27 protein-coding genes and 2 pseudogenes are annotated in these 25,807 nt (G+C 63.4%); 13 read left to right on the top strand and 16 right to left on the bottom strand.

All coding sequences use genetic code 11. From position 1 onward, the window contains the following. The first annotated feature begins 145 nt into the window (after positions 1-145). Positions 146-1,747, top strand: coding sequence for an RNA polymerase factor sigma-54 (locus tag AAIL66_RS22070; protein ID WP_343497758.1), 1,602 nt, complete (start codon positions 146-148; stop codon positions 1,745-1,747). A gap of 192 nt (positions 1,748-1,939) precedes the next feature. Here the strand turns inward: AAIL66_RS22070 and AAIL66_RS22065 are convergent, their stop codons facing one another. From AAIL66_RS22065 to AAIL66_RS22055, 3 genes are all read right to left on the bottom strand, one after another. Then, entirely contained in the window at positions 1,940-2,860 is a 921-nt protein-coding gene (locus AAIL66_RS22065) for an aspartyl/asparaginyl beta-hydroxylase domain-containing protein (RefSeq protein ID WP_343497757.1), read from the bottom strand. 133 nt (positions 2,861-2,993) lie between these two features. Next, positions 2,994-4,226, bottom strand: a complete 1,233-nt coding sequence (locus AAIL66_RS22060) for a DUF711 family protein (RefSeq protein WP_034355228.1) — start codon at positions 4,224-4,226, stop codon at positions 2,994-2,996. A gap of 57 nt (positions 4,227-4,283) precedes the next feature. Beyond that, positions 4,284-4,622, bottom strand: a complete 339-nt coding sequence (locus tag AAIL66_RS22055) for a tRNA-binding protein (RefSeq protein ID WP_343497756.1) — start codon at positions 4,620-4,622, stop codon at positions 4,284-4,286. A gap of 179 nt (positions 4,623-4,801) precedes the next feature. Here AAIL66_RS22055 and AAIL66_RS22050 point away from each other — a divergent pair, with 179 nt between their 5' ends. Together AAIL66_RS22050 and AAIL66_RS22045 are read left to right on the top strand one after the other, a co-directional pair. Continuing rightward, entirely contained in the window at positions 4,802-6,100 is a 1,299-nt protein-coding gene (locus AAIL66_RS22050; RefSeq protein WP_034404654.1) for a THUMP domain-containing protein, read from the top strand. After that, the gene (locus AAIL66_RS22045) at positions 6,097-6,588 is read left to right on the top strand and encodes a putative toxin-antitoxin system toxin component, PIN family (RefSeq protein ID WP_343497755.1); all 492 of its coding nucleotides are present in this window, start codon (positions 6,097-6,099) and stop codon (positions 6,586-6,588) included. The genes AAIL66_RS22050 and AAIL66_RS22045 overlap by 4 nt, the downstream gene beginning before the upstream one ends. Positions 6,589-6,710: 122 nt before the next feature. Here the strand turns inward: AAIL66_RS22045 and fos are convergent, their stop codons facing one another. Then, positions 6,711-7,121 carry a fosfomycin resistance glutathione transferase gene (fos, locus tag AAIL66_RS22040; protein ID WP_343497759.1) on the bottom strand — a complete coding sequence of 137 codons (411 nt, stop codon included), beginning with the start codon at positions 7,119-7,121 and terminating at the stop codon, positions 6,711-6,713. Between the two features lie 52 nt (positions 7,122-7,173). Next, positions 7,174-7,977 carry an SDR family oxidoreductase gene (locus AAIL66_RS22035; RefSeq protein WP_343497754.1) on the bottom strand — a complete coding sequence of 268 codons (804 nt, stop codon included), beginning with the start codon at positions 7,975-7,977 and terminating at the stop codon, positions 7,174-7,176. A 240-nt stretch (positions 7,978-8,217) separates the two neighbouring features. On the opposite strand from AAIL66_RS22035, the gene AAIL66_RS22030 reads away from it, so the two are divergent. Further along, complete coding sequence (locus AAIL66_RS22030; protein ID WP_343497753.1) at positions 8,218-8,538, top strand: multidrug efflux SMR transporter; 321 nt, start codon at positions 8,218-8,220, stop codon at positions 8,536-8,538. Between the two features lie 22 nt (positions 8,539-8,560). On the opposite strand, the gene AAIL66_RS22025 is transcribed toward AAIL66_RS22030, so the two are convergent. After that, positions 8,561-9,223, bottom strand: a complete 663-nt coding sequence (locus AAIL66_RS22025) for a hypothetical protein (RefSeq protein ID WP_343497752.1) — start codon at positions 9,221-9,223, stop codon at positions 8,561-8,563. 148 nt (positions 9,224-9,371) lie between these two features. Between AAIL66_RS22025 and AAIL66_RS22020 the strand changes: the two genes are divergently transcribed. Beyond that, positions 9,372-10,508, top strand: coding sequence for a 3-deoxy-7-phosphoheptulonate synthase (locus AAIL66_RS22020; protein WP_034355209.1), 1,137 nt, complete (start codon positions 9,372-9,374; stop codon positions 10,506-10,508). 112 nt (positions 10,509-10,620) lie between these two features. Here the strand turns inward: AAIL66_RS22020 and AAIL66_RS22015 are convergent, their stop codons facing one another. The 5 genes and pseudogenes from AAIL66_RS22015 to ureE form a co-directional block, all read right to left on the bottom strand. Beyond that, entirely contained in the window at positions 10,621-11,136 is a 516-nt protein-coding gene (locus tag AAIL66_RS22015; RefSeq protein ID WP_034395953.1) for a GNAT family N-acetyltransferase, read from the bottom strand. Between the two features lie 625 nt (positions 11,137-11,761). Continuing rightward, positions 11,762-12,421, bottom strand: coding sequence for an urease accessory protein UreG (gene ureG, locus AAIL66_RS22010; RefSeq protein WP_034377387.1), 660 nt, complete (start codon positions 12,419-12,421; stop codon positions 11,762-11,764). Positions 12,422-12,453: 32 nt separating this feature from the next. After that, a complete protein-coding gene (locus tag AAIL66_RS22005; RefSeq protein WP_034404638.1) occupies positions 12,454-12,786 on the bottom strand; it encodes an antibiotic biosynthesis monooxygenase in 333 nt (110 codons plus the stop codon). Positions 12,787-12,799: 13 nt separating this feature from the next. Beyond that, the gene (locus tag AAIL66_RS22000) at positions 12,800-13,516 is read right to left on the bottom strand and encodes an urease accessory UreF family protein (RefSeq protein WP_034355374.1); all 717 of its coding nucleotides are present in this window, start codon (positions 13,514-13,516) and stop codon (positions 12,800-12,802) included. Further along, a pseudogene (ureE, locus tag AAIL66_RS21995) lies at positions 13,503-14,021 on the bottom strand (urease accessory protein UreE); the annotation flags it as partial. The gene AAIL66_RS22000 and the pseudogene ureE, both read right to left, overlap by 14 nt. A 109-nt stretch (positions 14,022-14,130) precedes the next feature. Here ureE and AAIL66_RS21990 point away from each other — a divergent pair. After that, on the top strand, positions 14,131-14,637 hold the full coding sequence (locus AAIL66_RS21990; protein ID WP_034355195.1) for a gamma-glutamylcyclotransferase family protein: 507 nt from the start codon (positions 14,131-14,133) through the stop codon (positions 14,635-14,637). Here AAIL66_RS21990 and ureC read toward each other — a convergent pair. The 5 genes from ureC to AAIL66_RS21965 form a co-directional block, all read right to left on the bottom strand. Next, positions 14,622-16,364 carry an urease subunit alpha gene (gene ureC, locus AAIL66_RS21985; RefSeq protein ID WP_034395947.1) on the bottom strand — a complete coding sequence of 581 codons (1,743 nt, stop codon included), beginning with the start codon at positions 16,362-16,364 and terminating at the stop codon, positions 14,622-14,624. The genes AAIL66_RS21990 and ureC overlap by 16 nt on opposite strands. Positions 16,365-16,387: 23 nt before the next feature. Beyond that, positions 16,388-17,059 (bottom strand): LysE family transporter, encoded by a 672-nt coding sequence (locus AAIL66_RS21980; protein ID WP_034404636.1) that lies wholly within the window; start codon positions 17,057-17,059, stop codon positions 16,388-16,390. A 6-nt stretch (positions 17,060-17,065) separates the two neighbouring features. Then, positions 17,066-17,389, bottom strand: a complete 324-nt coding sequence (locus tag AAIL66_RS21975; RefSeq protein WP_343497751.1) for an urease subunit beta — start codon at positions 17,387-17,389, stop codon at positions 17,066-17,068. A 54-nt stretch (positions 17,390-17,443) separates the two neighbouring features. After that, entirely contained in the window at positions 17,444-18,061 is a 618-nt protein-coding gene (locus AAIL66_RS21970) for a HupE/UreJ family protein (RefSeq protein WP_343497750.1), read from the bottom strand. A gap of 64 nt (positions 18,062-18,125) precedes the next feature. Beyond that, positions 18,126-18,428, bottom strand: a complete 303-nt coding sequence (locus tag AAIL66_RS21965; RefSeq protein WP_003068240.1) for an urease subunit gamma — start codon at positions 18,426-18,428, stop codon at positions 18,126-18,128. Positions 18,429-18,493: 65 nt separating this feature from the next. On the opposite strand from AAIL66_RS21965, the gene AAIL66_RS21960 reads away from it, so the two are divergent. From AAIL66_RS21960 to AAIL66_RS21930, 7 genes and pseudogenes are all read left to right on the top strand, one after another. Beyond that, a complete protein-coding gene (locus AAIL66_RS21960; protein ID WP_034355180.1) occupies positions 18,494-18,724 on the top strand; it encodes a hypothetical protein in 231 nt (76 codons plus the stop codon). Then, positions 18,717-20,786 (top strand): TonB-dependent receptor, encoded by a 2,070-nt coding sequence (locus AAIL66_RS21955; RefSeq protein ID WP_343497749.1) that lies wholly within the window; start codon positions 18,717-18,719, stop codon positions 20,784-20,786. Before AAIL66_RS21960 ends, AAIL66_RS21955 begins: the two co-directional genes overlap by 8 nt. A 14-nt stretch (positions 20,787-20,800) precedes the next feature. After that, positions 20,801-21,532, top strand: coding sequence for a DUF4198 domain-containing protein (locus AAIL66_RS21950; protein WP_063663912.1), 732 nt, complete (start codon positions 20,801-20,803; stop codon positions 21,530-21,532). Then, the gene (locus AAIL66_RS21945; protein ID WP_343497748.1) at positions 21,529-21,756 is read left to right on the top strand and encodes a hypothetical protein; all 228 of its coding nucleotides are present in this window, start codon (positions 21,529-21,531) and stop codon (positions 21,754-21,756) included. Before AAIL66_RS21950 ends, AAIL66_RS21945 begins: the two co-directional genes overlap by 4 nt. Positions 21,757-22,012: 256 nt before the next feature. Next, complete coding sequence (gene urtA, locus AAIL66_RS21940; protein WP_034377381.1) at positions 22,013-23,281, top strand: urea ABC transporter substrate-binding protein; 1,269 nt, start codon at positions 22,013-22,015, stop codon at positions 23,279-23,281. 105 nt (positions 23,282-23,386) lie between these two features. Further along, on the top strand, positions 23,387-25,000 hold the full coding sequence (gene urtB, locus AAIL66_RS21935) for an urea ABC transporter permease subunit UrtB (RefSeq protein WP_343497747.1): 1,614 nt from the start codon (positions 23,387-23,389) through the stop codon (positions 24,998-25,000). Between the two features lie 178 nt (positions 25,001-25,178). Then, a pseudogene (locus tag AAIL66_RS21930) lies at positions 25,179-25,807 on the top strand (urea ABC transporter permease subunit UrtC); the annotation flags it as partial.

Here is a 25,807-nt window from a genome sequence, read left to right as displayed (position 1 = left end):
TGACCCCCACGCTCCCTCACTTTGTGCGGTCGCTGCCCCCAGAAGGGGCCCTGACCGGCTGCGCCGAGGTTTGCCTTGAGGTGGCCCGGCGGCAAACCCGTAGCACTGCGCGCGTTTGCAATGATTGTCTGGGGGCCGCGCCTCGATGAAGCCAGGTCTCTCGCTACGCGTTTCGCAGCATTTATCGCTTACGCCGCAGCTGCAGCAATCCATTCAGCTGCTGCAGCTTTCCACCCTGGAGCTGGCGCAGGAAGTCGAGCAGATGCTGGTCGACAACCCTTTTCTGGAACGTGCGGGCGATGAGGCCGAAACTGCGGGAGATGCTCCTGTAGATGTAGCTAATAGCGCCAGTGAATATAGTACTTCAGATGGTATTCATGCTGAAAGAGATGCATCGCAAGCGCAACAAGCTACTGAAACGGTAGCGGAGGCATCAAACCCCGAAACCCCTGAAACGCTGAACTGGGAGGCCGAGGGCCTGGACGGCCAGGACGGGGAATGGGGTGGCGAATCCAGTAGCGAGTGGGATACGCCCTCGGCCAGCAGCTCCACGCGCAACCGCGATGGCGATGACGAAACCGATGCCATCGATCTGGCGCGCGAGCACCAGAGCCTGACCGACTTTCTCCATCGTCAGGCGCTGAGCCTGCATCTGGGCGCGGCGGACATGGCGGCGCTGCGCTTTCTCATCGAGTCGCTCAGCGACGACGGCTATCTCGAGGATTCCCTGCAGGAGCTGGCGCAGAGCCTGGCCGGCGACGACCTGGAAGAGCGCGAGGAGCTGGAGCAGCACTTTGTCATTGCTCTGAAGCTGCTTCAAAGCCTGGAGCCCGTGGGCGTGGGAGCGCGTGATCTGGCCGAGTGCCTGCAGCTGCAGCTGCGCGACCTGATCCGCACCGCCGAGGACGAGGGCACGACCGAGGCGCATATGAACCGGCTGCTGCTGGCGCAGGCCATCTGCGCGCAGCCCATGGACCTGCTGGCGCGGCGCGATCTGCGCAAGCTCACCAGCCTGTGCGGCGCACGCGAGGAGCAACTGCGCGAAGCCATGGCCCTTATCGCCAGGCTGGAGCCGCGTCCGGGGCGCCGCTTTGTCGACGTGGAGCGCCATATCGTGATCCCCGATGTCATCGTGCGCCCGGTGCGGGCCGGCTCGGGGCGGGCGGACTTTTCCGTGCAGCTCAACCCCGAGGTCATGCCGCGTCTGCGCGTGCACGACATCTATGCCGGCGTGCTGCGTCGCCACAAGAACAGCGACGGTCATGCGGCGCTGCAGCAGCAGCTGCAGGAGGCGCGCTGGTTCATCAAGAACATCCAGCAGCGCTTCGACACCATCTTGCGCGTCTCCGAAGCCATCGTGGAGCGGCAGAAGAACTTCTTTGTGCATGGCGAGCTGGCCATGCGCCCGCTGGTGCTGCGCGATATTGCCGATACGCTGGGCCTACACGAGTCCACCATCAGCCGCGTGACCACCGCCAAGTACATGGCCACGCCCCAGGGCACGTTCGAGCTCAAGTATTTCTTCGGCTCGGGCCTGGGCACGGAAACCGGCGGCAGTGCCTCCAGCACGGCCGTGCGTGCGCTGATCAAGCAGTTTGTCGATGCCGAAGATGCCAAGAAGCCGCTGTCGGACGCCAAGCTGGCCGACATGCTCAAGGAGCAGGGCATCGAGTGCGCGCGCCGCACCGTCGCCAAGTACCGCGAGCAGCTCAAGATACCGACGACCACGCTGCGCAAGGCGCTGTAGGGCACCGCAGAAACAAGAAAGCCGCTGATGCATCGCACAGCGGCTTTCTTGTTCTGTATTTAGGGCGGCAGCCTTGATAAGGCATTCTTCAAGTAAGGGGCCGCCGCGAGCAAGAGCCACCCTTGCGGCGATGCTGCCGTCCCCCTTGGGGGCGCCCGGCCAGGGGAAGGCGCGTAGCGCCTCAGGGGGTTATCAAGAAACCAACCACCAGATAAACCAGACCAGCACGCCGATCATCAGTCCGAACTTGAGGATCTTGTAGAAGGTCGGATTCCAGTCGCGGAAGGCGCGGCGGTACTTGCCGGCATAGAACGAGATCTTGAACAGCTTGCTGATCATGCCGCGCGGGTCGCCCTCGTTGTTGGGCGAGCTGGCGGCGGCCACCACGTTCTTGCCCAGCCAGTGATTGAGCCACTGGGCAAAGCCATTGGTCATGGGGCGCTCCACATCGCAAAACAGCACGATGCGGTTGCCTTCCGAGCGGTTCTCGGCCCAGTGCATATAGGTTTCGTCGAAGATCACGCCTTCGCCTTCGCGCCAGCTATAGGGCTTGCCGTCGACCTCGATCATGCAGCGGTCGTCGTTGGGGGCCAGCACGGCCAGGTGATAGCGCAGCGAGCCCGCATAGGGGTCGCGGTGCAGATTGAGCTTGGCGCCGGGCGGCAGTTCGGCAAACATGGCGGCCTTGACGCTGGGAATCGACTTCACCAGGGCCGTGGTCTTGGGGCACAGCTCCATGGCCGAAGGGTGGGCATCGCCGTACCACTTGAGGTAGAAGCGCTTCCAGCCGGTCTTGAAGAAGGAGTTGAAGCCTGCGTCGTCGTTGTTGGCGGCGGCCTTGATCTGCATGTTCTTTTGCAGATTGACGGCTTCCTCGCGGATTTCACGCCAGTTGGCCTGCAGCGGCGCCAGCTCGGGGAAGGTGCTGGTGGGCAGATAGGGCGTGCGCGGCACCTTGCTGAACATCAGCATGAAGACGTTGAACGGCGCTGTGAACGTGGAGTGGTCAAACAATTGCTTGACCACCTTGTGGCGCACCTTGCCGCGCAGATGCATGTACAGCCCGCAGCCAAAGAAAAGCAGCACCAGTGCCAGAACGATTATTTTTGCCATAAGGGCCAATTTTACCGGGGGCACCCCGGCGGCCACCATGGGGGCAGGTCAAACAGAACCGGGGTAGGGGAATATCAAAAGCAATAGCTGCCGGCGCTTGACGGCCAAGCGCAGCAGCCCGCTTGTTAGATGTTCAAGGCAGAGCCAGTACGGCGCAGTTGCACAGATCCGCGCTCTCGAACGCCGTTGTGTCGCCCGCTTTGAGGCCCGGCACGGGGAACAGCCGCACCGTCAGCGGCTTGTTGAGGCGAAAAGCCATGGTGCCCGTATCGCGCATGACGGCGGCGATCTGCTCGGCGCTGCTATCGCCCGGCACAGGCACGGTATCGAGGCCGATGCCGCAGACGCTGCTGTAGGTCAGCAGGGCGCGGATATCGAATTCGTCATTCAGACTGGCCTGGGCCAGGCCTTGGTCCTCGGTCACGGCCAGCATCAGGCCGCTGAAGCCGATCTGCGTCACGCCGTTGACCGATTTGAAGACGCGGGTCAGCAGGGCCGAGGCTTCCACCGTGCCGCTGGCGCCGAAACAGGGCACGCCCAGCAGTTGGTAGACATCGACCATGGAGGCGCAGGACTTGGACGGCGCGGCCGAGGTGTCCATGCCCGCGATATGCCAGCCCTCGGCCAGTTTCACGCCGTCGGCGCAGCGCTGGATGGCAGTGGCATGCTCGTTCAGGGTCTGGCTCAGGCGCTCGAATGCGAGCCTGAACCACGCCGCGTGATCGAGCTGCAGGCGCTGCTGCTGCAGCTCCTGCAGTTCAGCCACCATGAGGTCTGGCGTTTCCAGGCCCAGCACCAGGGCGCCGTGGTGCTGGCCGCGGTGGTAGCTGGCCGGGAAATAGGGAATGCCGGGCGCGCAGTTGAAGTTGACCGTGAAGTTGAAGTTGCCTTCGCCGCGCGGCGTGGTGCGCGCGATCTGCTGAATCGCCTGCACGCTATGGGCCAGCAAGCCGGTCTGCAGAAAGCCATGTTCATCCAGATCGATGTTTACGCAGGCGTTGCACAGGTCGCCATAGGCGGCAATCAGCTGCGGCAGCAGGGCCACTTCCTGCGCATTGCGCGCCTCGCCCACGGCAAAGCGGATGCGGCGTTTGCCGGTGTTGATGGCCTTGAGCGTTTCGGCAATGCGCTGCAGGCCGGCTTGGGCGCTGTCTGCGCTGGAGACATCCAGATATTCGCCAAACGGGTTGCTCACGATGCGGATGGACTGCACCTGATAGCCCCGGGCCTCGATGGCATCGGCCACGGCATCGCATTGCTGTTTGGCCTGGGTCAGGTCGGCCTGCCACTGTGCCTCATCGGCGCTCAGATTGACAAAGGCGGTGACGGTGCGCACGCGCACCAGCGGGTTGAAGCTGATATTCATAGCAGTATCCGTAGGCGGGAGAATGGCTGGCGGCCATTTTGCCTCTGAACACGCCGATTACAGCAGGCGCGTGCCCAGCGGCACCTCCTTGTCGGGCACGCACAGGGCCACGGCTCCCGTGGCATCGTGAAAACCGGTCACAAGACATTCGCTCATCAAGGGCCCAATCTGCTTCTTGGGAAAGTTGATCACGGCCAACACCAGCCGTCCTATCAGCTCCTCGGGTTGGTAATGCTCGGTGATCTGCGCGCTGGACTTGCGCTGGCCCAGCTCGGGACCCAGGTCCACCAGCAGCTTGTAGGCGGGCTTGCGGGCCTCGGCAAAGACCTCGGCCTGCAGCACGCGGCCCACGCGCAACTCCACCTTCATAAAGTCGTTCCAGCTGATTTCTTCCATGTCGTCATTGCTCCTTGGCCTGGCATCATGCCTGGTGCCCGGCATGCATCTGTAGAGCAACGCTTGTCGTGCGCGGGCACCGGAAAAGGCCTAGCGCGTATGCTTATGCCCTGTAAAGCGCACAACAGGCTCCCGTGAGCGTCCGGCGTCTGCGCCGTTGCTGGCGCGCACTGATTTCTATGAACCAACTGCATTTGTTTCTGCCCTGCGCCGCCGGCGTCGAGGGCTTTCTGGCCGACGAGGTCCACGCCATCACCGGCGCCAGCGGGCAGGATCTGCTCGTGGGCCGGGGCGGCGTCATGCTGCGCGGCATGTGGCGCGATGCCATGCTGCTCAACCTGCACAGCCGTCTGGCGCAGCGCGTGCTGATCGAGCTGTCGCACACCATGTACCGCAGCGAGAACGATCTGTACCGTGCCGCCAGCGAGGTGGCCTGGGAGATCTGGTTCACACCCAAGGAAACCTTCAAGATCGAAGTCACGGCCCAGCACAGCCCGCTGACCAGCCTGAACTTCGCGGCGCTCAAGGTCAAGGACGCGATCGCCGACCGTTTTCGCGCCAAGCGCAACGGCGTGCGCCCCAGCGTCGAGACCCATCACCCCGATGTGCGCGTGCACCTGCACTTGACGACCGACGGCGCCACCATCTATATCGACACCTCGGGCGAGGCGCTGTTCAAGCGCGGCTGGCGCGAGGACAAGGGCGATGCCCCGCTCAAGGAAACCCTGGCCGCGGCCATGATTGCTGCCTCGGGCTGGAACCCGCATGGCGACAATCCCCAGCCGCTGTACGACCCCTGCTGCGGCAGCGGTACCCTGGTGATCGAGGCCGCGCAGATCGCGCGCAAGATTCCAGCCGGCATTCTGCGTCGCTTTGCGTTCGAGAAGCTCGTGCCCTTTCAGCGTCATGTCTGGGAAGCCATGCTGGATGAGGCAGAGAGCCAGATCCTGCCCGAATCGCCGGTGGGCATTTACGGCTCTGACATCGCCTTCCGCATGGTGGACTTTGCCCAGCGCAATGCCGAGCGCGCGGGTGTGTCCGATACCGTCAGCCTGCGCGGCGGCGATGCCTTGCAGCGCATGCCGCCCAGCGAGCAGCCCGGCATGATGCTGCTGAACCCGCCCTATGGCGAGCGCATCGCGGCCGCCGGCAGCGCAGGCCGCAATGCGGCCGAGCGCATGGGCCAGGTCGAACGCGCAGGCCGTGAAACCGCGCAGACCGAGGACGGCGGCGAATTCTTCAACCAGCTGGCCAGCCATTGGAAGAAGAACTACAGCGGCTGGAGTGCCTGGATGCTGACGCCCGACCTCAAGCTGCCCAGCAAGATGCGCCTCAAGGAGTCGCGCCGCACGCCCATGTGGAACGGCCCTATCGAGTGCCGTCTGTTCCGCTTCGACATGGTCAAGGGCGCGGTCAAGCCACGCAAGCCCGCGGACGATGCTGCTCAGAACGGCAAGCCGGAAGGCCGGCCTCAATGAAGATCGCTCCCCTGCGCTGGCCGGCCTGCAATGCCGGCTACGACGGCCCTTTGCCGCGTCCCATGATTCTGGACACCAATGTGGTGCTGGACATGCTGATTTTTGACGATCCGGATATTCCCGCCATCCGCGAGCTGGTCGCCCGTGGCGAGGTGCGCTGGATTGCCGATGAAGCCCAGCGCATCGAGCTGGGTCGCGTGCTGCACTACAGCCAGATTGCGCCGCGCGTCAGCTACTACGGCAAGACGCCCGAGGGCGTGATGGCCGCTTTTGATGCAGCCGTCGAATATGTGTCCGTTGCCCCCAAGATCCGCTTTACCTGCACCGATCCCGACGACCAGCATTTCCTCGATCTGGCCAGCCAGCACAAGGCCTTGCTGGTCAGCAAGGACAGGGCCGTGCTCAAGCAGCGCAAGCGCGTGGCAACGCACTATGGCGCGACGGTCGGCAATGTGGTGGTGATGGAAGAGGAGCGGCTGGCTGCCTAGTGTGGCGCAGCAAGGCGTGCACCCCGGTATCGACTGGCAGCGCTCCTTGGAGCGCTGCTGTGTCAAACAGGCTTTTGCACCTGGTCTTGCCTGAGTATTGCCTCCGTTGCCTGCTCATTGGCTCAGTCGAAAAACCGCATGCCCGCATAGGGCCGCAGGCGGCATTGCGCCAGGCGGCTTTCCAGCGAACCGACATGGGCTTCGAGCTGGTGGCCGTCCGGGTCCAGAAAGTAGAAGGAATCGCCTTCGCTGTGGTTGCTCTTCCACTCCCGGGCCCCGCATGACCTGGCATGTTCCACAAAGTGCGCGAAGTCTTGCTGAGCAATGGTGAATGCGTAGTGGGTGTAGCCAGAGGTGCGGACCTGACTTCGCTGTTCGTCTGACGACAGGCACAGCCACAGATCGCCGAGCCCCAGATAGGCACCCGTATCCCACTGCGCGCGTAGACGAAACCCCAGCACGCGCACGTAGAAGTCCACGCTGCGCTGCAGGTGCGTGACGGCAAGCGTGAGGTGATTCAATCCGGTAAGCATGGTGGCGATGGGCATGAACAGCACAAGGCGTGGAGTGTGCCATTGCCATGCATCACTTCGTTCTGGGCAGCCACGGCACGCCGTTGATATGGCTGCCGCCATCGACAAACAGCGTATTGCCCGTGACATAGCGGCAGTCTTCGCTGGCCAGGAATAGGGCCGCGCCGCCAATGTCCTGCTCGGGATCGCCCATATGGCCCATGGGGTTCAGGCGCAGCATGTCGGCTGCGTTCTCGGGCTGGCTCGCCGCAAATCTTTGATAGGCTTCGGTGGCCGCGCCGGGACACAGGGCGTTGCAGCAGATGCCAAAGGCCGCCCATTCGCGCGCGGCAGAGCGGGTGAGCGTGCGCAGCGCTTCCTTGGCCATGTTGTAGTCCACCGAATAAGGGTGGGCGTTGACGCCGTTGAGCGAGCACATATTGATGACCCGGCCCCAGCGCCGCTCCTTCATGCCGGGGAAGACTGCCTGCATGGCCCAGAGCGCCGATTGCGCACCTATGCGCCAGGCCCAGTCGGAATCGAGATCGCCGAGCGTTTCGACCCTGGCAAAGCCGGATTGGCTGCCGGGGCGCCGACCCCAGGCATTGTTGACGAGGATGTCGATGTGGCCGAACTGCGCCAGGGCGGCATCGACCATGCTCTGCACGGCGACATGCTCGCTCACATCGGCCACGGCATGTCCCACATGAACGCCAAATTCGGCGCGGATTTCTGCGGCGGCCCTGGCACAGGTTTCGGCATTGATATCGGCCAGCCACAGACTGGCGCCTTCCGCCGCAAAGCGGCGTGCCACGCCTTTGCCAATGCCGGCACCTGCGCCCGTGATCAGGGCTACGCGGTCTTGCAGTCGGTTCATTGTTCAGCTCTTCCTCGTTCCATGGACGAGTCACTGTGCAGTGCCGCCGGCGCTGCGACATCGTCGAATCGGACGAGAAATCGGCCCAAGATTGTGGCGGCCGAACCACCCATGGCTGGCCCGGATTAGCGCATGCGGATTAGGATTCATGCCGCAGGGACGACCTTGCCGGGCCATGCGATGCATGACCTGTATTTCTGCCGGGACGGCCTGGCCATTTGATCTTCAAAGAGGTTTTCTATGGCTTGGGTTTATCTGCTGGTGGCCGGCGTTCTGGAAGTGGTCTGGGCCTTCACCATGAAGCAGTCCCATGGTTTCACCAACCTCAAATACAGCGCCATCACCATCGTGGCCATGATTGCCAGCTTTGGCCTGCTGTCGGTGGCCATGCGCACGCTGCCCCTGGGCACGGCATATACGATCTGGACCGGTATCGGCGCCGTGGGTGCATTCCTGGTGGGCGTCACGGTGCTGGGCGAGCAGCTCAGTGCCATGCGCGTGGGAGCGGCTGTCCTGATCGTCAGCGGTCTGGTGCTGATGAAACTGTCGGCCGGGGAATAAAGCACCGCCCGTACGCGCTGAATCAGCGCTCCATGGCGGCTGGCGTCTCCGGTGCCATCGGGCATTTGCTCAGCCACAGTGCCAATCCCTGCCGGTAGGCGGCCGGGTCCATGGCATCGCTGTGGCGGGGGATATGGTAGGCCTTGCCCTCGGCCGCGAGCCGGGCGCAGGCCACCTTGTAGAAGTCGGGCGTGGCCTGCAGGCGCGCGATCTGCGCCCATTCCAGCCGTTCTCGCGCACCCCGGTCGTGGATCAGCGTGAAGCCCTGATCGTCGAGCTGCAGGCGGTAGCCGCCCTCCAGGCGCCGCAGGCGGGCCCGCAGGCCTGCGCGCACCAGCTTCCGGTGCAGGCCCTGCAGCGGCGCCTGGCGCATGGCTTGGTGCTGACGCAACGCGCCGAGCAGGCGCGCAGAGTAGCGCTTCCACAGCAGGATGCAGAGCACGGTCGAGACCAGCATGGCGATGATTTTTTCGGGGCTCAGCTGCTGGCCCGGCCGAGCGATGGCCAGCAGGCCGCCGCCCAGGCCCAGGCAGAGCAGCAGCGGGGCGAGCCAGCGCTCCTGCCAGCCCGCCATCCGGGCCTGCAGGGCGGCCTGTTGTCGCGCGTGCTGCTGCATCTCGCGCTGCAGCGCGGCCTGCAGTTGGCAGTCGGTGTGGGCCGGGGTGATGGTGAACAGCAGTTCCATAGGCGGTGGCGTCCGATCTTCTAGGGGCCGCCAGTCTACCGGGGCGGGGCGCTTCCAGCCTTGCCCGGCTGGCGGCAGCAGGCCGCTTTCCGCAGCCGCCGATGGGGGCGAGCGCGCGGGTTAAAGCGCATGGCGCGACAATAGCGGGATGACATCCTCCACGACGCCCCTGCATCCCAGCGCAGCTTCGGCCCGCAAGGCCCAGCCCAAACTGACCACGCTGGACAAGACCCGCATTGACGACACACGTATCAAGATCGTGCGCCCGCTGCTGACCCCGGCACTGCTGGAAGAGTGGTTGCCCGTGACCGAAGAGGCGCAGCAGCTGGTCGAATCCAGCCGAGCCGCCATCTCGCGCGTGCTGCATGGCCAGGATGACCGGCTGGTGGTGGTGGTCGGGCCTTGCTCCATTCACGATCACGATCAGGCCATGGATTACGCGCGCCAGCTCAAGGTCCAGGCCGATGCGCTCAAGGACGATCTGCTGATCGTGATGCGGGTCTACTTCGAGAAGCCGCGCACTACAGTGGGCTGGAAGGGCTATATCAATGACCCGTACCGCGACGGCAGCTTTGCCGTCAACGAAGGGCTGGAGCTGGCGCGCCGCCTGCTGCTCGATGTGCTGGCGCTGGGCCTGCCTGCGGGCACGGAATTCCTGGATCTGCTGTCGCCGCAGTTCATCAGCGACCTGGTCAGCTGGGGCGCGATTGGTGCGCGCACCACGGAGAGCCAGAGCCATCGCCAGCTGGCCAGCGGTCTGAGCTGCCCTGTGGGCTTCAAGAACGGCACCGATGGCGGCGTGAAGGTGGCCAGCGATGCCATTTTGGCAGCCCAGTCCTCGCATGCGTTCATGGGCATGACCAAGATGGGCCAGAGCGCGATCTTCGAGACACGCGGCAATCAGGACTGCCACATCATCCTGCGCGGCGGCAAGGCTCCCAACTACGACGCGGCCCATGTTCAGGCCGCGTGCGAAGTGCTGGAAAAAGCGGGCCTGCACCCGCAGGTGATGATCGACTTCTCGCATGCCAACAGCAGCAAGCAACATCGTCGCCAGATCGATGTATCAGCGGATGTGGCCCAGCAGATTGCGGGGGGCGACACACGCATCACCGGCGTGATGATCGAAAGCCATATTCACGAAGGCCGCCAGGACATTGTCGAAGGGCAGGAGCTGCAATACGGTGTCTCGCTCACCGATGCCTGCATCAGCATGGAGCAGACTACCCCGGTGCTGGAGCAACTGGCAGCCGCCGTGCGCGCACGTCGCCTCAAGGCGGCCTGAGGCAGCCGGACGAGGCTGGATGAGCAAGAGGCGCTGCGGCGCCTCTTGTTCTTTGTGCTTTGTGCTTTTCAGGCATCCAGCCTTGTAGATTTTGGGGCGGCCGCTAGTGCTTTCAGAGATCCAGCGTCAGCTTGAGCATGTCCTTGTGCTGCACGCCGCGCTCCCACAGCGGGGTGGTGTAGTTCTGCAAAAAGAAGTCGCGCTCGATGTCGGTGACGCGAAACCCCAGGCGTTGATAGAACAGCAACTGGTCGCCAAAGCTGCCAGTTCCCACTTCCAGCTGTTGTACGCCGCGTTCGCGCATCTCACGGATGGCGCGCTGCAGCAGGGCCGAACCTATGCCCTTGCTCTGCCAGGCCGTGGACACGGCCATATTCATCAGCTCCCATCGGTGAAGGCCGTCGCCCTCGGGGACCAGCACGCATACGCCGATCAGGGCACCGAGGCCGCTGGGCGTGAACTGGGTCGTCTGGCGCGCTCCAAAACAGGTGGAGCCGGGCAGATAGCGCTTGACGCGCTCGCGCGAGGGGTCGGCCAGCAGCAGCAGATGCCAGGGGGCTTCTGCGGGGTTCATGGTGGTGATATGCCAGGAGTCGGTCGTGCCCGGGCCGGTCAGCGTGGAGCTCATGCGCGCACTCCCTTGCGGCGGAAGGCGGGCGCTGCATATCGGCCGGGCTGGATGTCGGCATTCACTCGATGGGACGTAAGCCCGTCCATCTGCTGCAAACCACAATCTCGCGCCATTTCCACTTTCCACCTGCGGGAGTTGTGAGCCCGCCACAAATATTGTCAACAGGCCATAGCGTAGCAGTCGGAGGGCAAATTCGGTGACCTACTGGTGAAAAGTACAGCGTTCTGCGGCAATTTTGATGCAGGAATCTCGCAAATATTGACCTGCACAGGCCTTGCAACTGCGTGAGCAAGTACTTCGAGTCAGTGCGCTGACGAGCCTGACGTCCTTTGCGCAGGACGTGCTTTGCAAAAACGGAGATAGTGGTTTATACTTAGCCACAAGGGTTAACCCTTAAGGTTTAACCCGCGAATGACAGTACATGAGATGCGTGCTGTCCATCGCTTGAAGTGCATCTCTTGATTTCATAGAAAGCTCATCATGCGCCAAGCTATCAACTCCCTGATCGAATTCATCCAAGAAGCTCGCGAGTTCCATCTGGACCTGGCCAACCAGTAATCACGCACTGGTTCGAGAAACAGCCGCCGCTCAAGGCGGCTTTTTTTCGTCCCGAAAGAGATGATTAGGCCGCCAGCAGGCCCTGTTTTTCTATGAAGGTCACCACCTCGTCCAGACCTTCCAGTGTCTTGAGATTGGTCATCACAAAAGGCTTGAGCCCCTTGGGCGTAGTGCGCTGCTTGATGGTGTCGCTGCGCATGATGTCCAGATTGGCGCCCACATGGGGGGCCAGGTCGGTCTTGTTGATGACGAAGAGATCGCTCTTGGTGATGCCGGGGCCGCCCTTGCGCGGAATCTTCTCACCTGCTGCCACGTCGATCACGTAGATGGTCAGATCCGACAGCTCGGGGCTGAAGGTGGCAGCCAGGTTGTCGCCGCCCGATTCGATGAAGACGATGTCGGCATCGGGGAAGTCCTTGAGCATGCGGTCGATGGCTTCCAGGTTGATGGAGGCGTCCTCGCGAATCGCCGTGTGCGGGCAGCCGCCGGTTTCCACCCCCATGATGCGCTCGGCGGGCAGGGCACCGCTGATGGTCAGCAGGCGCTGATCCTCCTTGGTGTAGATGTCGTTGGTGATGGCTACCAGGTCCCATTTGCCGCGCATGGCCTTGCAGAGCATCTCCAGAATCGTGGTCTTGCCCGAGCCCACGGGCCCGCCTATGCCCACGCGCAGCGGCGGCAGCTTCTTGGTGCGGTTGGGGATATGGTGCAGTGCGGTCGACATGGTGAGTTCTTTCGGGGGTGAGAGGGTTGCGATCAGCGGGCCTTGCCGTAGGCACGCTCCACCTTGGCAATGCGCAGCTCGAAATGCTGGTACCAGGTGGTGTGACCTTTTTCCTGGGCGATCTGGTGCTCGGCGTTGTGCTTCCATTGACGGATGGCTTCCTCGCTTTCCCAGTAAGACACGGTGATGCCGAAGCCCTGGGCATCGCGGGTGCTTTCAGCGCCCAGATAGCCTGCTTGCTGGCCGGCCAGCTCCACCATGCGGTCGGCCATCTCGCCATAGCCCCGGTCCTCCTGGGTGCGCTGGGAGGTGAAGATGGCGGCGTAGTACGGTGGCTGGGGTGTGGCGGCAAACAGTGCAGACATGGCGGACGAAGGTTCAGCTACGGAAAAGTCGAGAATACTGGTGTTCATGCTGGGCCGAGAGAATGGCCAGCATGGGCGAAAAAGCCTGTCTTGCGTTGTCCGGCAATGCCAGCGCGTATTCGACGGCGGCAGGAATCTCGGAAGTCAGTCGCGCCAGGATGCGCTGGCCGGCGCTCTGGCCCAGGGGCACGGTCTTGATGGCGGCCTGAACCATGTTCTCGGCCCAGCCAAAGGCATAGGCCAGCAGCGCATCGCGCGGCGTGGCTCCGGTGCATTGGGCTGCCAGCGAGAAGGCGATGGGGTAGCTGGCATCCTGCGCGGCCAGCCAGTGGACGCAGGCCAGAGGGACTGCTTCATCGGCGTAGCGGTTTTTCAGCCACTCGGTCAGCGAGCGGCCCATCTGCTCGGTCTGCAGGCGCAGCTCGCTGGTTTCGCGCGTGACTCTTACCCACTGGTTGAGGCTGGCGATGCGCGCCAGATCGGCGCCTTTCCAGGCAGGCATGGCCTGCGCAATCACGGCCATGTCCCCGCGCGACTGGGTCAGATGCAGCTGCTGCACCAGCCAGCCGGCGGCCTCTGCTTCCGTTGCGACCAGCGCCGCATTGATGGCCGCTTCAAGCCCTTCCGAGTAGGAAAAGCCGCCGATGGGCAGGGCCGGCGAGGCCAGCCACATCAGCTGCAGAAAGCTCTGCGCGCCAAGAGCCAGCAGTGGCTCAGTGGGCGTGGTCATGCGAGTGTCCATGGCCGTGATGATGGTGGCTGTGACCGTCATTGGTCACATGGCCGCCATAGGCGCCTCCTTCGGGCTCGAAAGGCAGATCGGCTTCGACCACCGTCATATGCATGCTGCGCAGCATATCGGCCAGCACATGGTCGGGTTCGATCTTCAAATGGTCGGGCTGCAGCTCGATCGGCACATGGCGGTTGCCTAGATGGTAGGCCGCGCGCATCAGGTCAAACGGCGTGCCATGCTCGGCGCAGGCCGTGATATGCAGCACTTTTTGCGGCGCGGCCAGCACGCGGATCAGGCTGCCGTCTTCGGCCACCAGTACATCGCCGCCGCGCACAGCCTGGCCGCGTGGCAAGAAGACGGCCAGCTCGCGACCCTGGCTGTCGGTGGCGGCAAAGCGGCTCTTCTGACGTACGTCCCAGTCCAGTTCCACGGACGCGGCGCGTTTGAGGATGACGGCGGAAAGGCCCTGGCCCTGAAGCAGCAGTTTGTTGGCAGTCAGCATGGTGAACTCACAATGAAATAAAAGGCCCGGACCAGATTGGCGCGCATGTTGCATGTGCTGCGCATCTCAGTGATTTTGATGGACAACTCTTTTGGAAACTTCGACAGAAATGGCAGCCCCGACCTCTTTGCATGATGCGCCTGCCGACTGGCAGGGCTGTGGCGCAGCCTATGTGGCGGTGTATGGCACTTTGCGTGCCGGTGGCATCAACGATATTGCCAGGCTCCAGCCGGGCGTTGCCTGTGTCGGCAGGACCCAGCTGACCGGCACTTTGCATGACCTCGGTTGGTACCCGGGTCTGAGGCTGCAAGGCTCGCAGACCGTGCTGGCCGAGGTCTACCCCATGGACGCAGCGCTGGAGCGGGCCATGGATCGCATCGAAGGCCTGTGGCCCGAAGACCTGGGCGAATACACCAAGCGCATTCTGACCCTGCCCGTGATGCTGACCCAGGGCGGTCAGCAGTCCATCACTGTGCTGGTGTACGAGGCCTTGCCCGCCACCGTGAGCGCTGCGCCGGAGCTTGCCGTCAGTGACTGGCTGGCCTGGTTTGAGGGCAAGGGCATGCAGCATCCGGATTCGGAGTTTCAGCTCAACACCGCTCAGAACAGAAAGTAGCGCTGTGCCATGGGCAGGCTGACCGCGGGCTCGCAGGTCAGCAGATCGCCATTGGCGCGCACGGCATAGGTCTGGGCATCCACCTCCATATGCGGCGCCAGATCGTTGTGGATCATGTGCTGCTTCTTCACATTGCGTATGCCCCTGACCGCCGACAAGGTCTTGTGCAGCCCGAAGCGCTGGCCGATGCCGGCGGCAAGTCCTGCCTGGGAGACAAAGGTCAGCGAAGTTCTGGCAACCGCCCCGCCAAAGCTCGCGAACATGGGGCGGTAATGCACGGGCTGAGGCGTGGGAATGGAAGCGTTCGGATCGCCCATGGCCGCCATGGCGATGCTGCCGCCCTTGAGTATGCAAAACGGCTTGACGCCAAAGAAGGCCGGCTTCCAGATCACGATATCGGCCCACTTGCCCACCTCGATGCTGCCCACCTCGTGGCTGATGCCATGGGCAATCGCGGGATTGATGGTGTATTTGGCGATGTAGCGCTTGATGCGGAAGTTGTCGTTGCGCGCGCCGTCACCATTCAGGGCGCCGCGCTGCAGCTTCATCTTGTGCGCCGTCTGCCAGGTGCGCAGTATGACCTCGCCCACGCGGCCCATGGCCTGGCTGTCGGAGCTGAACATGCTGATGGCGCCGATGTCGTGCAGGATGTCCTCGGCAGCAATCGTTTCCTTGCGGATGCGGCTTTCGGCAAAGGCCAGGTCTTCGGCAATGCCGGCGTCCAGGTGGTGGCAGACCATGAGCATGTCCACATGCTCGTCCAGCGTGTTGATGGTGTAGGGGCGCGTGGGGTTGGTGGAGCTGGGCAGGACATTGGCCTCGCCCACCACCTTGAGGATGTCGGGCGCATGGCCGCCACCCGCGCCTTCGGTGTGGAAGGTGTGAATGGTGCGGCCCTTGAAGGCGGCCACGGTGTCCTCCACAAAGCCGGACTCGTTGAGCGTGTCGGTGTGGATGGCGACCTGGGTGTCGGTGTCTTCGGCCACATCGAGGCAGTTGCTGATCGCTGCCGGCGTGCTGCCCCAGTCCTCGTGCAGCTTGAGGCCGATGGCGCCGGCATTGATCTGCTCGTGCAGGCCGCCGGGCAGGCTGGCATTGCCCTTGCCCAGAAAGCCAAGATTCATGGGAAAGGCGTCGGCGGCCTGCAGCATGCGTTCCATATGCCAGGGGCCTGGCGTGCAGGTGGTGGCGAAGGTGCCGGTGGCCGGGCCGGTGCCGCCGCCGATCATGGTGGTCACGCCGCTGGTCAGTGCTTCTTCGATCTGCTGCGGGGCAATGAAATGGATATGGGTGTCGATGCCGCCTGCGGTGACGATATTGCCTTCGCAGGAGATGATCTCCGTGCTCGGGCCGATGATGATGCTCACGCCCGGCTGGGTGTCGGGGTTGCCGGCCTTGCCTATGGCCACGATGCGGCCGTCCTTGAGGCCGATGTCGGCCTTGACGATGCCCCAGTGGTCCAGGATCAGTGCGTTGGTCAGCACGGTGTCGACCGAGCCACCGCCAGAGGGCCCTGTTCCCGTCCCGTCGCGTGTGCGCTGGCTTTGCGCCATGCCGTCGCGGATGGTCTTGCCGCCGCCGAACTTCACTTCCTCACCATAACCGCCAGCGGCCAGGGTGTAGTCTTTTTCGACTTCGACGATGAGTTCGGTATCGGCCAGGCGCAATCGGTCGCCCACGGTGGGACCAAAGGTTTCTGCGTAGGCTCGTCGGTCCATGGTGGCCATTGAGGAATCTCCGATTAAGGTGTTCAGCGCAGGGACTGCTGCTGGGCTGCCGGTGGCAGGGCGGCGGGGCTTGTGCTGAGCAGGTCGCGCAATGTGCCCAGTGCCAGGGCCAGCAGCAGGGCAGCGCAGCAGCGGTAGGTAAAACGGCTCCAGTGCGCGGCAGCGCGGCGGAAAAGCCGGTCCACCAAGGCAGCGCAGACAAAGCACCAGAGCAGGGACGAAGTCATGAATCCCGCGAAGAAGACCCCGTAATCGCTGGCACCGGGCTGGGCCACGCCCACCGCCCCGAGGGCGCTGCCCATGGCGGCCCAGTAGGCCAGGTTCTGCGGGTTGGTCAGCGACAGGGCCATGCCGCGGCGCAGGGCCTGCTTCTGCGTGGCGGCGGCGGTGTTTGAAGCATCGAGCCGGTGTTCGGTACGCGCGGCCTGCCAGCTGTCCCAGGACAGCCAGAGCAGGTAGGCAGCGCCCGCCAGGCCAATCGGCCAGCGCAAGGCGTCGATCTGCATGACCAGACCAATGCCGGCCAGGCCCAGCAAGGCCCAGCTCGCATCGCCCACCAGGGAGCCCAGCTGCACGGCCAGCGCCGGACGATAGCCGCCGCGCACACCTTGGCGCACGGTCTCTGCAAACACTGCTCCGGGCGCTGCGTTGAACACCAGGCCCAGCACAAAAGCAGAAGCAAACAGCATCAGCATGGCAGGTCAGTCCCTGGAATCTGCGGACAGTGGGCCCTGGACCAGACCGCGAAAGCCATAGATCTGGCGGTCGCCGCCGATCTCGACCAGCTCCACCGTGCGTTGCTGGCCCGGCTCGAAGCGCACGGCCATGCCGCTGGCAATATTCAGGCGCATGCCGTGGGCGGCGGTGCGGTCGAAATCCAGGCCCGCATTGGTTTCGGCGAAGTGGTAGTGCGAGCCGACCTGAATCGGCCGGTCGCTGGCATTGTTCACCACCAGCATGAGCGTGCTGCGGCCGGGGTTGAGTGCATGGCTGCCCTCGTCAAGAATCAATTCGCCGGGAATCATCTTTCGCCTCCTTGCGCAAAGGCCTTGTGCTGCGCTGTGCCGAGGTGTTTCATATCAGACCAGTTTCGTCAGCATGAAAACGCCGAGTGCGGCGGTGGCTGCACCGCCGAACCTGGCCGCCCATTGGTGGCGCTGCATGACGGCATGACCGAGCACCATGCCGGCGATATGCAGTGTGGCCGAGCCCAGAGCAATGCCCAGCAGTGCGCCGAAGGCAGCCAGGCCGCTGTCTCCAGCCAGCTCAAAGCCGTGCGCAGCGCCGTGGAAGAAGGCAAACACCGCAGCCAGGGCGGCGGCTGCGCCCCAGGGCATTTTTTGCTGAACCAGCACCAGCAGGCCCAGCACCAGCACGGATGCGGCAATCATGGGCTCTACGCCCGGCACCCACAGGCCGGCAAAGCCGGCCACGGCACCCGCCACCAAAAGGGCCACAAAGGCCGCAGGTGCACGCCAGGCCGTGCGCAGGCTGGGCATGGTCAGTGCGCTCCAGGCGCCCACAGCCAGCATGGCGGCCAGATGGTCTGCGCCGGTAAACGGGTGGGCAAAAGCATGACCCAGGCTGTCGAGAAAGTGGTGATGGCTGCCTGCATCGGAGCCCATATGTGCGAGAGCGGACAGGGGCAGTGCAGTCGCCGCGGCGGCTGTGGTGACAAGGAGCTTATTGAATTTCATAGCTATCTGCGATTGATGGGTAAGGGTTTGATGGCTGAAAGGCTCGAAGTCTCTGGACGCTGCTTCAGGCGATGGGCTCATGCACGGTGACCAGCTTGGTGCCATCGGGGAAGGTGGCTTCGATCTGGATGTCGGGAATCATCTCGGGGATGCCCTCCATCACATCGGCGCGGGTCAGCACGCTGCGGCCTTCGCTCATGAGCTGGGCCACGGTCCTGCCATCGCGTGCACCCTCCATCACAAAGGCACTGATCAGCGCCACGGCCTCGGGGTAGTTGAGCTTGAGGCCACGAGCCATGCGCCGCTCGGCCAGCAGGGCCGCAGTGAAGATCAACAGCTTGTCTTTTTCGCGTGGTGTCAGTTCCATCTTCTTCAATCCCTCAGTCGGCACGCGCATCCGGCAGGGCTGAATGAACGCGAGGAGTCAGTTTCATGCCCTTTTATGTAGCAAGTGCCATGCCAAAGGCCAGTCTTTATTGCCAGCATGCAGGCAAGTCGCCGCAGATGTTTTGCACCTTGTTGGTGCTGTCGGCACGCGGTTATGCACCACGGCGTATCGGCGAGGCAGCGATGGTGCTTTGTGGTGCATTGTCGAGCCGTAGCGGTGCATTGCATGGCACGAACTTTGCTGTTCTGGTGCATGTACAAAAGACCATTGAATAAGGGCGTCGCTCAGGGCCTGGGTACCACGGCAAGACTCGGAGTGCTGGTCTTGGGCGGTACGCTGTGGACGGCTTCGGCCGTACAAGCGCAAACAGCCGAGGAAGGCGACAAGGTATTGCCCGAGGTGAGGGTGAATGCCCTGGTCAAAGGCCAGGCGCTGGATGAGTCACAACGCGCGTTTTCCGTCACCGAGTTCAGACGCGACGAAATTCGCGAGCAACCCAGACAGGAGGTGGAATCGTTGTGGAGCCAGGTACCCGGCATGCATGTCAATCACTACCAGCTCAGCGGTGTGGCCAACGGGCTGGTGCTGCGCGGCTTTGCCGGGGGTGGCCACGGCGGTGATGTGGCGGCCACACTGGATGGCATCCCGCTCAACGAAGCCATGTCGCATGCGGATGGCTATTTCGATCTCAATGTGGTGGTGCCGCTGGAGCTGGACAAGGTCAATGTCTATCGCGGTCCCGTGTCGGTGCTGCAGGGTAATTACAACCGCGCAGGGTTGCTGGAGCTGCGCACGCGGCGCAACGGCAGCTATGCGGAGTTCGATGTCAGCGCCGGCTCGCATGGCATGTTCGATGCACAGGCCGCTCTCGGACGCGAGCTGGAAGGCGGCGATCAGCTCAACCTGGCGACTCAGCATGCACGCGGTGATGGAGCGCGGCCCGCCTCGCGCCATGAGCGCAGCACCATCAGCGGCACCTGGACGCACCATGTGCATGAAAAGCTCGATATCTCGCTGTCCGGTCGCTGGCACGAGGCGCGTGGCGACTCGCCCGGCTATCTGACCGAAGCGCAGTGGCGGCAGGACCCACAGGGCAAGGACAGCCGCGTGGTGGGTGATGGTGCCAACAAGCACTTTGGCACGCTGCGCCTGGATGCGCAGTACGCACTGGATGCAGATACCCGGCTGCTGGGTTTTGTCTACGGCACGCAGCAGGATTTTGTGCGCTGGTTCACGCGCCCGCGCAGCGCCACCTGGATGCAGCGCGAGGAGCGCTACGACCGCAGCGTGCTGGGAGCAGGGCTGAATCTCAGCGGCAAGTCGCTTCTGGCGGCGCGCGAGCTGAACTGGATGCTGGGCCTGGAGCAGGTGCGCGAGTCCACCGACTATGGCTACTGGGATGGATTGCTGGATCGCCGGCGTACCGGCCCTGCATTGAATGATCGCAATACACGGCTCGACAACACGGCGATCTACGGCCAGGCTGGCTGGCAGCCAACGGCCTGGTTGCAGACCACGGCGGCCTTGCGCTGGGACCACTTTGACGGCAGTTGCAGTCTGCTGGGGGCAGAGGCCAGTGGCGATGAATGCAGGAGCATGCAGGGGCGCAGCCATGCCAGCCCCAAGCTGGGAGCCCTGGCGCAGCTCAATGCCCGGACGGCCGTGCGGGCCAACTGGTCGCAAGGCTTTGCGTTGCCCAGCGACTTTGCCAAATACGCGCTGCGCAACAGCGACCTGCATGCCAATATCTTTCGCCAGAGCGAGCTGGGCGTGGAGTGGAAGCCATCGGCCCATTGGCTGATCGATGCCTCGCTCTACCGCATCAGCTCCAGCCATGAAATACGCAATACGGCACCTGGTGAGTATGAAAACCTGGGCGCGACCGTGCGCAAGGGTGCAGAGCTGCAGCTGCACTGGCTGCCCAGTCGCAACTGGCATGTGGAATGGACTTATGGCCACAATCGCTCCGAAGTCACGCAGAACGCGGATGCCGCACTGCTGGGCCGGCGCGTGGTGGCCGTGCCCGAGTACACCAGCACCTTGCATGCGCGCTGGATGCCGCGTGGCGATGTCACCTTGCATGGCGTGTTGCGCCATGTGGGGCGTGCGCCCATCAACGCCAGCAATACCGAATGGGCCGGCAGCTATCGCTGGCTGGACCTGGGTCTGCAATACCGATTGCCCGCAAGCCTGGCGCGCAATGCCAGCCTGAGTCTGTGGCTGCGCAACGCCGCCAACACCCGCTATGCCAGTACCACCACCATGATTGCCGGCCAGCGTCTGGTCGCCCCCGGCGCGCCGCGCAGCGTGCAGCTGGGCCTGCAGTTTTCCTTATGATTTCCGGAGCTCCCATGTCTGTTTGCAGCACACGTAAAAACATCATCGCGCGCATTCTGTGCACCACGGCCGCTGCCTGGCTGCTATGCGCCAATCCGGTCTCTGCCCATAACGTCTGGCTGGAGCCAGATGCGCAGGGTGGCTATGTCATGCAGTTTGGCGGTCATGAAGGCAGGACAGAAGCCTTCGATCCGGCCAAGCTGCAGCGTGTGCATGCTTATGACCTGCGCGGCCGTGAAGTGCCCGCCGCCGTACAGAATGTGCAGGGTGGCATCCGTATCAAGCCCGATGCCAGTGCTGCGCTGATCGCAGTGGAACTCGATAACGGCTATTTCAGCAGTGCCAGGGCTGAGGGCGCAATGCTGCCTCTGCCCATGGATCAGAACCCCGGTGCGGTGCGCGGCGTGCATGCGCGCAAGTTCCACAAGACCGTGGTGCGCTGGGGCGCCGTCATGCAAAAGCCGCTTGGGCAGATGTTCGAGGTGGTGCCGCTTCAGGGGCAGTCTCCCCATGCCGGTCAGCCGCTCAGGCTGCAGGTGTTGCTGCATGGCAAGCCGCAGTCTGGCGTGAGGCTGTCCTGGGGGGAGAACGGCTCTCCCACGATGACGGACGCGCAGGGTCTGGCGATCATGACGCCTGCTGTCGGCAGCAATACGCTGCAGGCCATACTGCGTCAGCCTGTGCAGGGCGACCCCATGACAACCGAGAACAGCTACGAGTATCTGCTGCGCTTTGCCGTGCATTGATGAAGCTGCGTTCCGTCGGCTTTCGCACCGGAGCGCAGATTCTGCAAGGCATCCGCGAGGCGGCGATTTGGCGTGCAGATGAGCAAGCTGCATGTCTATGCAGTGCAGGACGGCAAGGCCAGCAAACAACTCGATCTGCTTTGCTGCAGACCAAGGCCGTTCTCGATCCGTGGACTGGCAAGCTGCGCAGCGCGGCCTTGCCGGCATGCCTGCAGCCGGTCTGAGGCGACAGGCTGTCGTGCACTTCAATAGTGCTGGCTGGTTTGCGCGGTCTGCATCTGGTGCATGCGGCACTGCAATGGTGCCTGCATGTGGCCGATGCTGATCGCACAAAGTTGCATTCGGCCTGTGCTCGGCAAAAAAGCGGCAGCAGCGCCGCCGTATGCAGTGAGCAAGCCATGGCGGGTGGTGCTGGCACGGTAATTGCACTTCAGTTTTTGCGGTCAATGTGACCGAACAAAACCTCCTGGGAGTGCTGAAATGAATCGTCGCGGAACCCTCACAACACTGGCTGCATCTATGGCTCTGGGCCTGGGCTTGACTTCTCAGGTGCTGGCTGCAGACACCATCAAGGTGGGCGTGCTGCACAGCCTCTCGGGAACCATGGCTATCTCCGAGACCGTGCTCAAGGACACGGTGCTGATGGCCATCGACGACATCAATGCCAAGGGCGGCGTGCTCGGCAAAAAGCTCGAGCCCGTGGTGGTGGACCCCGCCTCCAACTGGCCGCTGTTTGCCGAAAAGGCCAAGCAGCTGATCACCCAGGACAAGGTGGCCGTGGTCTTCGGTTGCTGGACCAGCGTGTCGCGCAAGTCCGTGCTGCCGGTGTTCGAGCAGAACAACGGCCTGCTGTTCTACCCCGTGCAGTACGAGGGTGAGGAACTCTCCAAGAACGTCTTCTACACCGGCGCCGCACCCAACCAGCAGGCGATACCCGCTGTCGAGTACCTGATGAGCAAGGAAGGCGGCGGAGCCAAGCGCTTTGTGCTGCTGGGCACGGACTATGTGTATCCGCGCACCACCAACAAGATTCTGCGTGCCTTCCTCAAGTCCAAGGGCGTCAAGGATTCCGACATTATGGAAACCTACACCCCCTTCGGCCACAGCGACTACCAGACCATCGTGGCCGATGTGAAGAAGTTCTCCACGGGCGGCAAGACCGCCGTGATCTCAACCATCAACGGCGACTCCAACGTGCCCTTCTACAAGGAGCTGGGCAATGCCGGCCTCAAGGCCAAGGATGTGCCGGTCGTGGCCTTCAGTGTGGGTGAGGAAGAGCTGCGCGGCGTGGACACCAAGCCTCTGGTCGGTCACCTGGCGGCATGGAACTACTTCATGAGCGTGAAGAACCCGACCAACACGGCCTTCATCAAGCAGTGGAGCGATTACGCCAAGGCCAAGAACATCGCGGGCCACAAGGACAAGCCGCTGACCAATGACCCGATGGAAGCCACCTGGGTCGGCATCCACATGTGGAAGCAGGCCGTGGAGAAAGCCAAGAGCACAGATACCGACAAGGTGATCGCGGCCATGGCGGGCCAGACCTTTGCCGCACCCAGCGGCTTCACGCTGAAGATGGACGAGAAGAATCACCATCTGCACAAGCCCGTGATGGTCGGCGAGATCAAGGCCGACGGCCAGTTCAGCGTGGTCTGGAAGACCAAGGGCCCGGTCAAGGCCCAGCCCTGGAGCCCGTATATCGAAGGCAACGACAAGAAGAAGGACGAGCCCAACGGCAAGAGCTCCTGATTCGCTCCCTCGGACTGGAGAGGTCTGGTGGGCTCTCCAGTCCTGAAGAGATTGCAGCTTGCGCTTTATTGACAAGGGCTGCAGCGCTAGAAACCTGAAATTCCTATGAACATACTGCGCAAGTCATTGAGGCTGGCATTGGCCGCCGGACTGGGCTCCTTGCTGAGCTTTGCCAGTCACGCGCTGACCACCGAGCAGGCTTATGCCATGGCGGCGGCAGACGATTCCGAGCAGCGCGTGCAGGCCATCAAGCAGGCCGTGCTGGCACCCGATGCGCAGAGCGACGACGGTCGCCTCGCGGCCTATCTCAAGGCGCTGTCCGACGACGAAGTGCGCGTGTCCCAGGGCCGGGCCTATGTGGTCAGCGGCGATGCGGTCAGCGATGCGGCGACCGGCGCAGCCGTCAAGCTCCCGCCCGATGCCGAGGAGGTCGTCAGCAACAACTATCTGCGCTCGGTCATCGACACGGCACAGGCCGCGCTGGCGCTGGACAGCAGCGATATTCAGGCGCGTCGCAAGGCCGCCGAGCAACTGGCCTCCGAGCCTGATGCAAGGCGGCTTCCCCTGATCGAAAAAGCGCTGGCCGCTGAACAGGACGGGCAGGTCCGAGCCCTGCTGGAGCGCAGCCTGGCTGCCAGCCTGCTGGGCAGCGACGATGTGCTGCAGCGCCTGAAGGCGGTGCAGCAGCTGTCGCATCAGCAGACGCCGGAGACGCAGTTGCTGTTGAACCAGCGCCTGTCCGAAGAGTCCGACCCAGGCGTGCAAAAAGCCATCAAGACCGCGCTGGCTGGCATTGCCGAAGGCCTGGCCTGGGGGGACAGGCTGGGTGCTGTTTTCAGCGGCATCAGCCTGGGCTCGGTGCTGTTGCTCGCGGCTCTGGGTCTGGCGATCACCTACGGCCTGATGGGCGTCATCAATATGGCGCACGGCGAGCTGATCATGATCGGTGCCTATGCCACCTATCTGGTGCAGGTCGCATTCCAGCGCTGGCTGCCCGAGGCCTGGTTTGGCTGGTATCTGGTGGTGGCGATTCCTGTGGCCTTTCTGGCCTCGGCGCTGGTCGGCGCGGTGCTGGAGCGCGGCGTGATCCGCTTTCTCTACGGCCGTCCGCTGGAGACCCTGCTGGCCACCTTCGGCATCAGCCTGGTGCTGCAGCAGACCGTGCGCAGCATTTTCGGAGCGCAGAACGTGGGCGTGGAAAACCCGGTCTGGATGAGCGGCGGGATTGCGCTGCTGCCCAATCTGACGCTGCCCTGGAATCGCATCGCCATCATCGTTTTTGCCTTTGCCGTGCTGGCGGGAGTGGCCTTCATGATCGCCAGAACGCGCCTGGGCCTGTTCGTGCGCGGCGTGACACAGAACCGCGCCATGGCTTCCTGTGTGGGCGTCAACACGGCGCGCACCGACACCTATGCGTTTGCACTGGGCTCCGGTATCGCCGGTCTTGCCGGCTGCGCCTTGAGCCAGATCGGCAATGTGGGCCCGGATCTGGGGCAGAACTACATCGTGGACAGTTTCCTGGTGGTGGTGCTGGGCGGTGTGGGGCAGCTGGCGGGCACCGTCTATGCGGCTCTGGGCCTGGGCGTGCTCAGCAAGTTGCTGGAAGGCTGGACCGGTGCCGTGCTGGCCAAGATCGCCGTGCTGCTGTTCATCGTGGTCTTCATTCAAAAGCGTCCACAAGGCATCTTTGCCTTGAAGGGCCGCAGTGCGGAAACATGAAACACCCCCCTGAGTCGCTTCGCGCCTTCCCCCGCTCTCGCATTGCTGCGGTCAGGGGACGACACCCTCGCTGCGGGGCGGGGCGGGGCGGGGCGGCGCGGCGCGGCCGGCGTAGGCCCTTGCTCGCTGTTCCTTGCGAAAGCTGGCTTTCTCAAACATTGCGTTCTGGACCGGAGCTATGAGCGTGTCAACTTCTTCATCCCCTGCATCCGCACCACCGCTGGTGCTTCCTGCTCCTGAGTCCTTGCTCAGCGGCAAGGGCTGGACGGCATTTCTGCTGGCCCTGACCATGGTCTGCGCCGTGGCTCCCGCACTCAATCTGTGGGTGCCCGAGGACAGTGCACTGCACTTGTCCGACTACATGCTCGGCCTGCTGGGCAAGTTCATGTGCTATGCCATCTGCGCGCTGGCGATTGATCTGATCTGGGGCTATACCGGCATCCTGAGCCTGGGGCACGGCCTGTTCTTCGCACTGGGCGGCTATGTGATGGGCATGTACCTGATGCGTGAGGCCGCAGGCCCCGATGCATTGCCCGCCTTCATGGGGTTTCTGGACTGGAAGGAGCTGCCCTGGCACTGGGCGCTGTCGGGCAGCTTTGCCGCCACCGTGCTGCTGGTGTTTCTGGTGCCGGGCCTGATCGGCGGGCTGTTCGGCTACTTCGCCTTTCGCTCGCGCATCAAGGGCGTGTATTTCTCCATCATCACCCAGGCCCTGACCTACGCCGCCATGCTGCTGTTCTTCCGCAACGAGACCGGTTTTGGCGGCAACAACGGCTTCACGGGCTTCAGGACCCTGCTCGGCTATTC

Origin of the sequence: Comamonas sp. F1-6 (assembly GCF_039581415.1) — a bacterium.
GTDB classification, from domain to species: Bacteria; Pseudomonadota; Gammaproteobacteria; order Burkholderiales; family Burkholderiaceae_C; genus Comamonas; species Comamonas thiooxydans.
The sequence above is the reverse complement of the archived record's forward strand: the minus strand, read 5'-3'. Positions and strand labels throughout refer to the sequence as shown.

What these genes read in the sequence shown, in the direction of transcription:
- AAIL66_RS22070 (WP_343497758.1), top strand. Translation starts at nt 146, where the DNA reads ATGAAGCCAGGTCTCTCGCTACGCGTTTCGCAGCATTTATCGCTTACG.
- AAIL66_RS22065 (WP_343497757.1), bottom strand. Translation starts at nt 2,860, where the DNA reads ATGGCAAAAATAATCGTTCTGGCACTGGTGCTGCTTTTCTTTGGCTGC.
- AAIL66_RS22060 (WP_034355228.1), bottom strand. Translation starts at nt 4,226, where the DNA reads ATGAATATCAGCTTCAACCCGCTGGTGCGCGTGCGCACCGTCACCGCC.
- AAIL66_RS22055 (WP_343497756.1), bottom strand. Translation starts at nt 4,622, where the DNA reads ATGGAAGAAATCAGCTGGAACGACTTTATGAAGGTGGAGTTGCGCGTG.
- AAIL66_RS22050 (WP_034404654.1), top strand. Translation starts at nt 4,802, where the DNA reads ATGAACCAACTGCATTTGTTTCTGCCCTGCGCCGCCGGCGTCGAGGGC.
- AAIL66_RS22045 (WP_343497755.1), top strand. Translation starts at nt 6,097, where the DNA reads ATGAAGATCGCTCCCCTGCGCTGGCCGGCCTGCAATGCCGGCTACGAC.
- fos (WP_343497759.1), bottom strand. Translation starts at nt 7,121, where the DNA reads ATGCTTACCGGATTGAATCACCTCACGCTTGCCGTCACGCACCTGCAG.
- AAIL66_RS22035 (WP_343497754.1), bottom strand. Translation starts at nt 7,977, where the DNA reads ATGAACCGACTGCAAGACCGCGTAGCCCTGATCACGGGCGCAGGTGCC.
- AAIL66_RS22030 (WP_343497753.1), top strand. Translation starts at nt 8,218, where the DNA reads ATGGCTTGGGTTTATCTGCTGGTGGCCGGCGTTCTGGAAGTGGTCTGG.
- AAIL66_RS22025 (WP_343497752.1), bottom strand. Translation starts at nt 9,223, where the DNA reads ATGGAACTGCTGTTCACCATCACCCCGGCCCACACCGACTGCCAACTG.
- AAIL66_RS22020 (WP_034355209.1), top strand. Translation starts at nt 9,372, where the DNA reads ATGACATCCTCCACGACGCCCCTGCATCCCAGCGCAGCTTCGGCCCGC.
- AAIL66_RS22015 (WP_034395953.1), bottom strand. Translation starts at nt 11,136, where the DNA reads ATGAGCTCCACGCTGACCGGCCCGGGCACGACCGACTCCTGGCATATC.
- ureG (WP_034377387.1), bottom strand. Translation starts at nt 12,421, where the DNA reads ATGTCGACCGCACTGCACCATATCCCCAACCGCACCAAGAAGCTGCCG.
- AAIL66_RS22005 (WP_034404638.1), bottom strand. Translation starts at nt 12,786, where the DNA reads ATGTCTGCACTGTTTGCCGCCACACCCCAGCCACCGTACTACGCCGCC.
- AAIL66_RS22000 (WP_034355374.1), bottom strand. Translation starts at nt 13,516, where the DNA reads ATGACCACGCCCACTGAGCCACTGCTGGCTCTTGGCGCGCAGAGCTTT.
- AAIL66_RS21990 (WP_034355195.1), top strand. Translation starts at nt 14,131, where the DNA reads ATGGCAGCCCCGACCTCTTTGCATGATGCGCCTGCCGACTGGCAGGGC.
- ureC (WP_034395947.1), bottom strand. Translation starts at nt 16,364, where the DNA reads ATGGCCACCATGGACCGACGAGCCTACGCAGAAACCTTTGGTCCCACC.
- AAIL66_RS21980 (WP_034404636.1), bottom strand. Translation starts at nt 17,059, where the DNA reads ATGCTGATGCTGTTTGCTTCTGCTTTTGTGCTGGGCCTGGTGTTCAAC.
- AAIL66_RS21975 (WP_343497751.1), bottom strand. Translation starts at nt 17,389, where the DNA reads ATGATTCCCGGCGAATTGATTCTTGACGAGGGCAGCCATGCACTCAAC.
- AAIL66_RS21970 (WP_343497750.1), bottom strand. Translation starts at nt 18,061, where the DNA reads ATGAAATTCAATAAGCTCCTTGTCACCACAGCCGCCGCGGCGACTGCA.
- AAIL66_RS21965 (WP_003068240.1), bottom strand. Translation starts at nt 18,428, where the DNA reads ATGGAACTGACACCACGCGAAAAAGACAAGCTGTTGATCTTCACTGCG.
- AAIL66_RS21960 (WP_034355180.1), top strand. Translation starts at nt 18,494, where the DNA reads ATGCCCTTTTATGTAGCAAGTGCCATGCCAAAGGCCAGTCTTTATTGC.
- AAIL66_RS21950 (WP_063663912.1), top strand. Translation starts at nt 20,801, where the DNA reads ATGTCTGTTTGCAGCACACGTAAAAACATCATCGCGCGCATTCTGTGC.
- urtA (WP_034377381.1), top strand. Translation starts at nt 22,013, where the DNA reads ATGAATCGTCGCGGAACCCTCACAACACTGGCTGCATCTATGGCTCTG.
- urtB (WP_343497747.1), top strand. Translation starts at nt 23,387, where the DNA reads ATGAACATACTGCGCAAGTCATTGAGGCTGGCATTGGCCGCCGGACTG.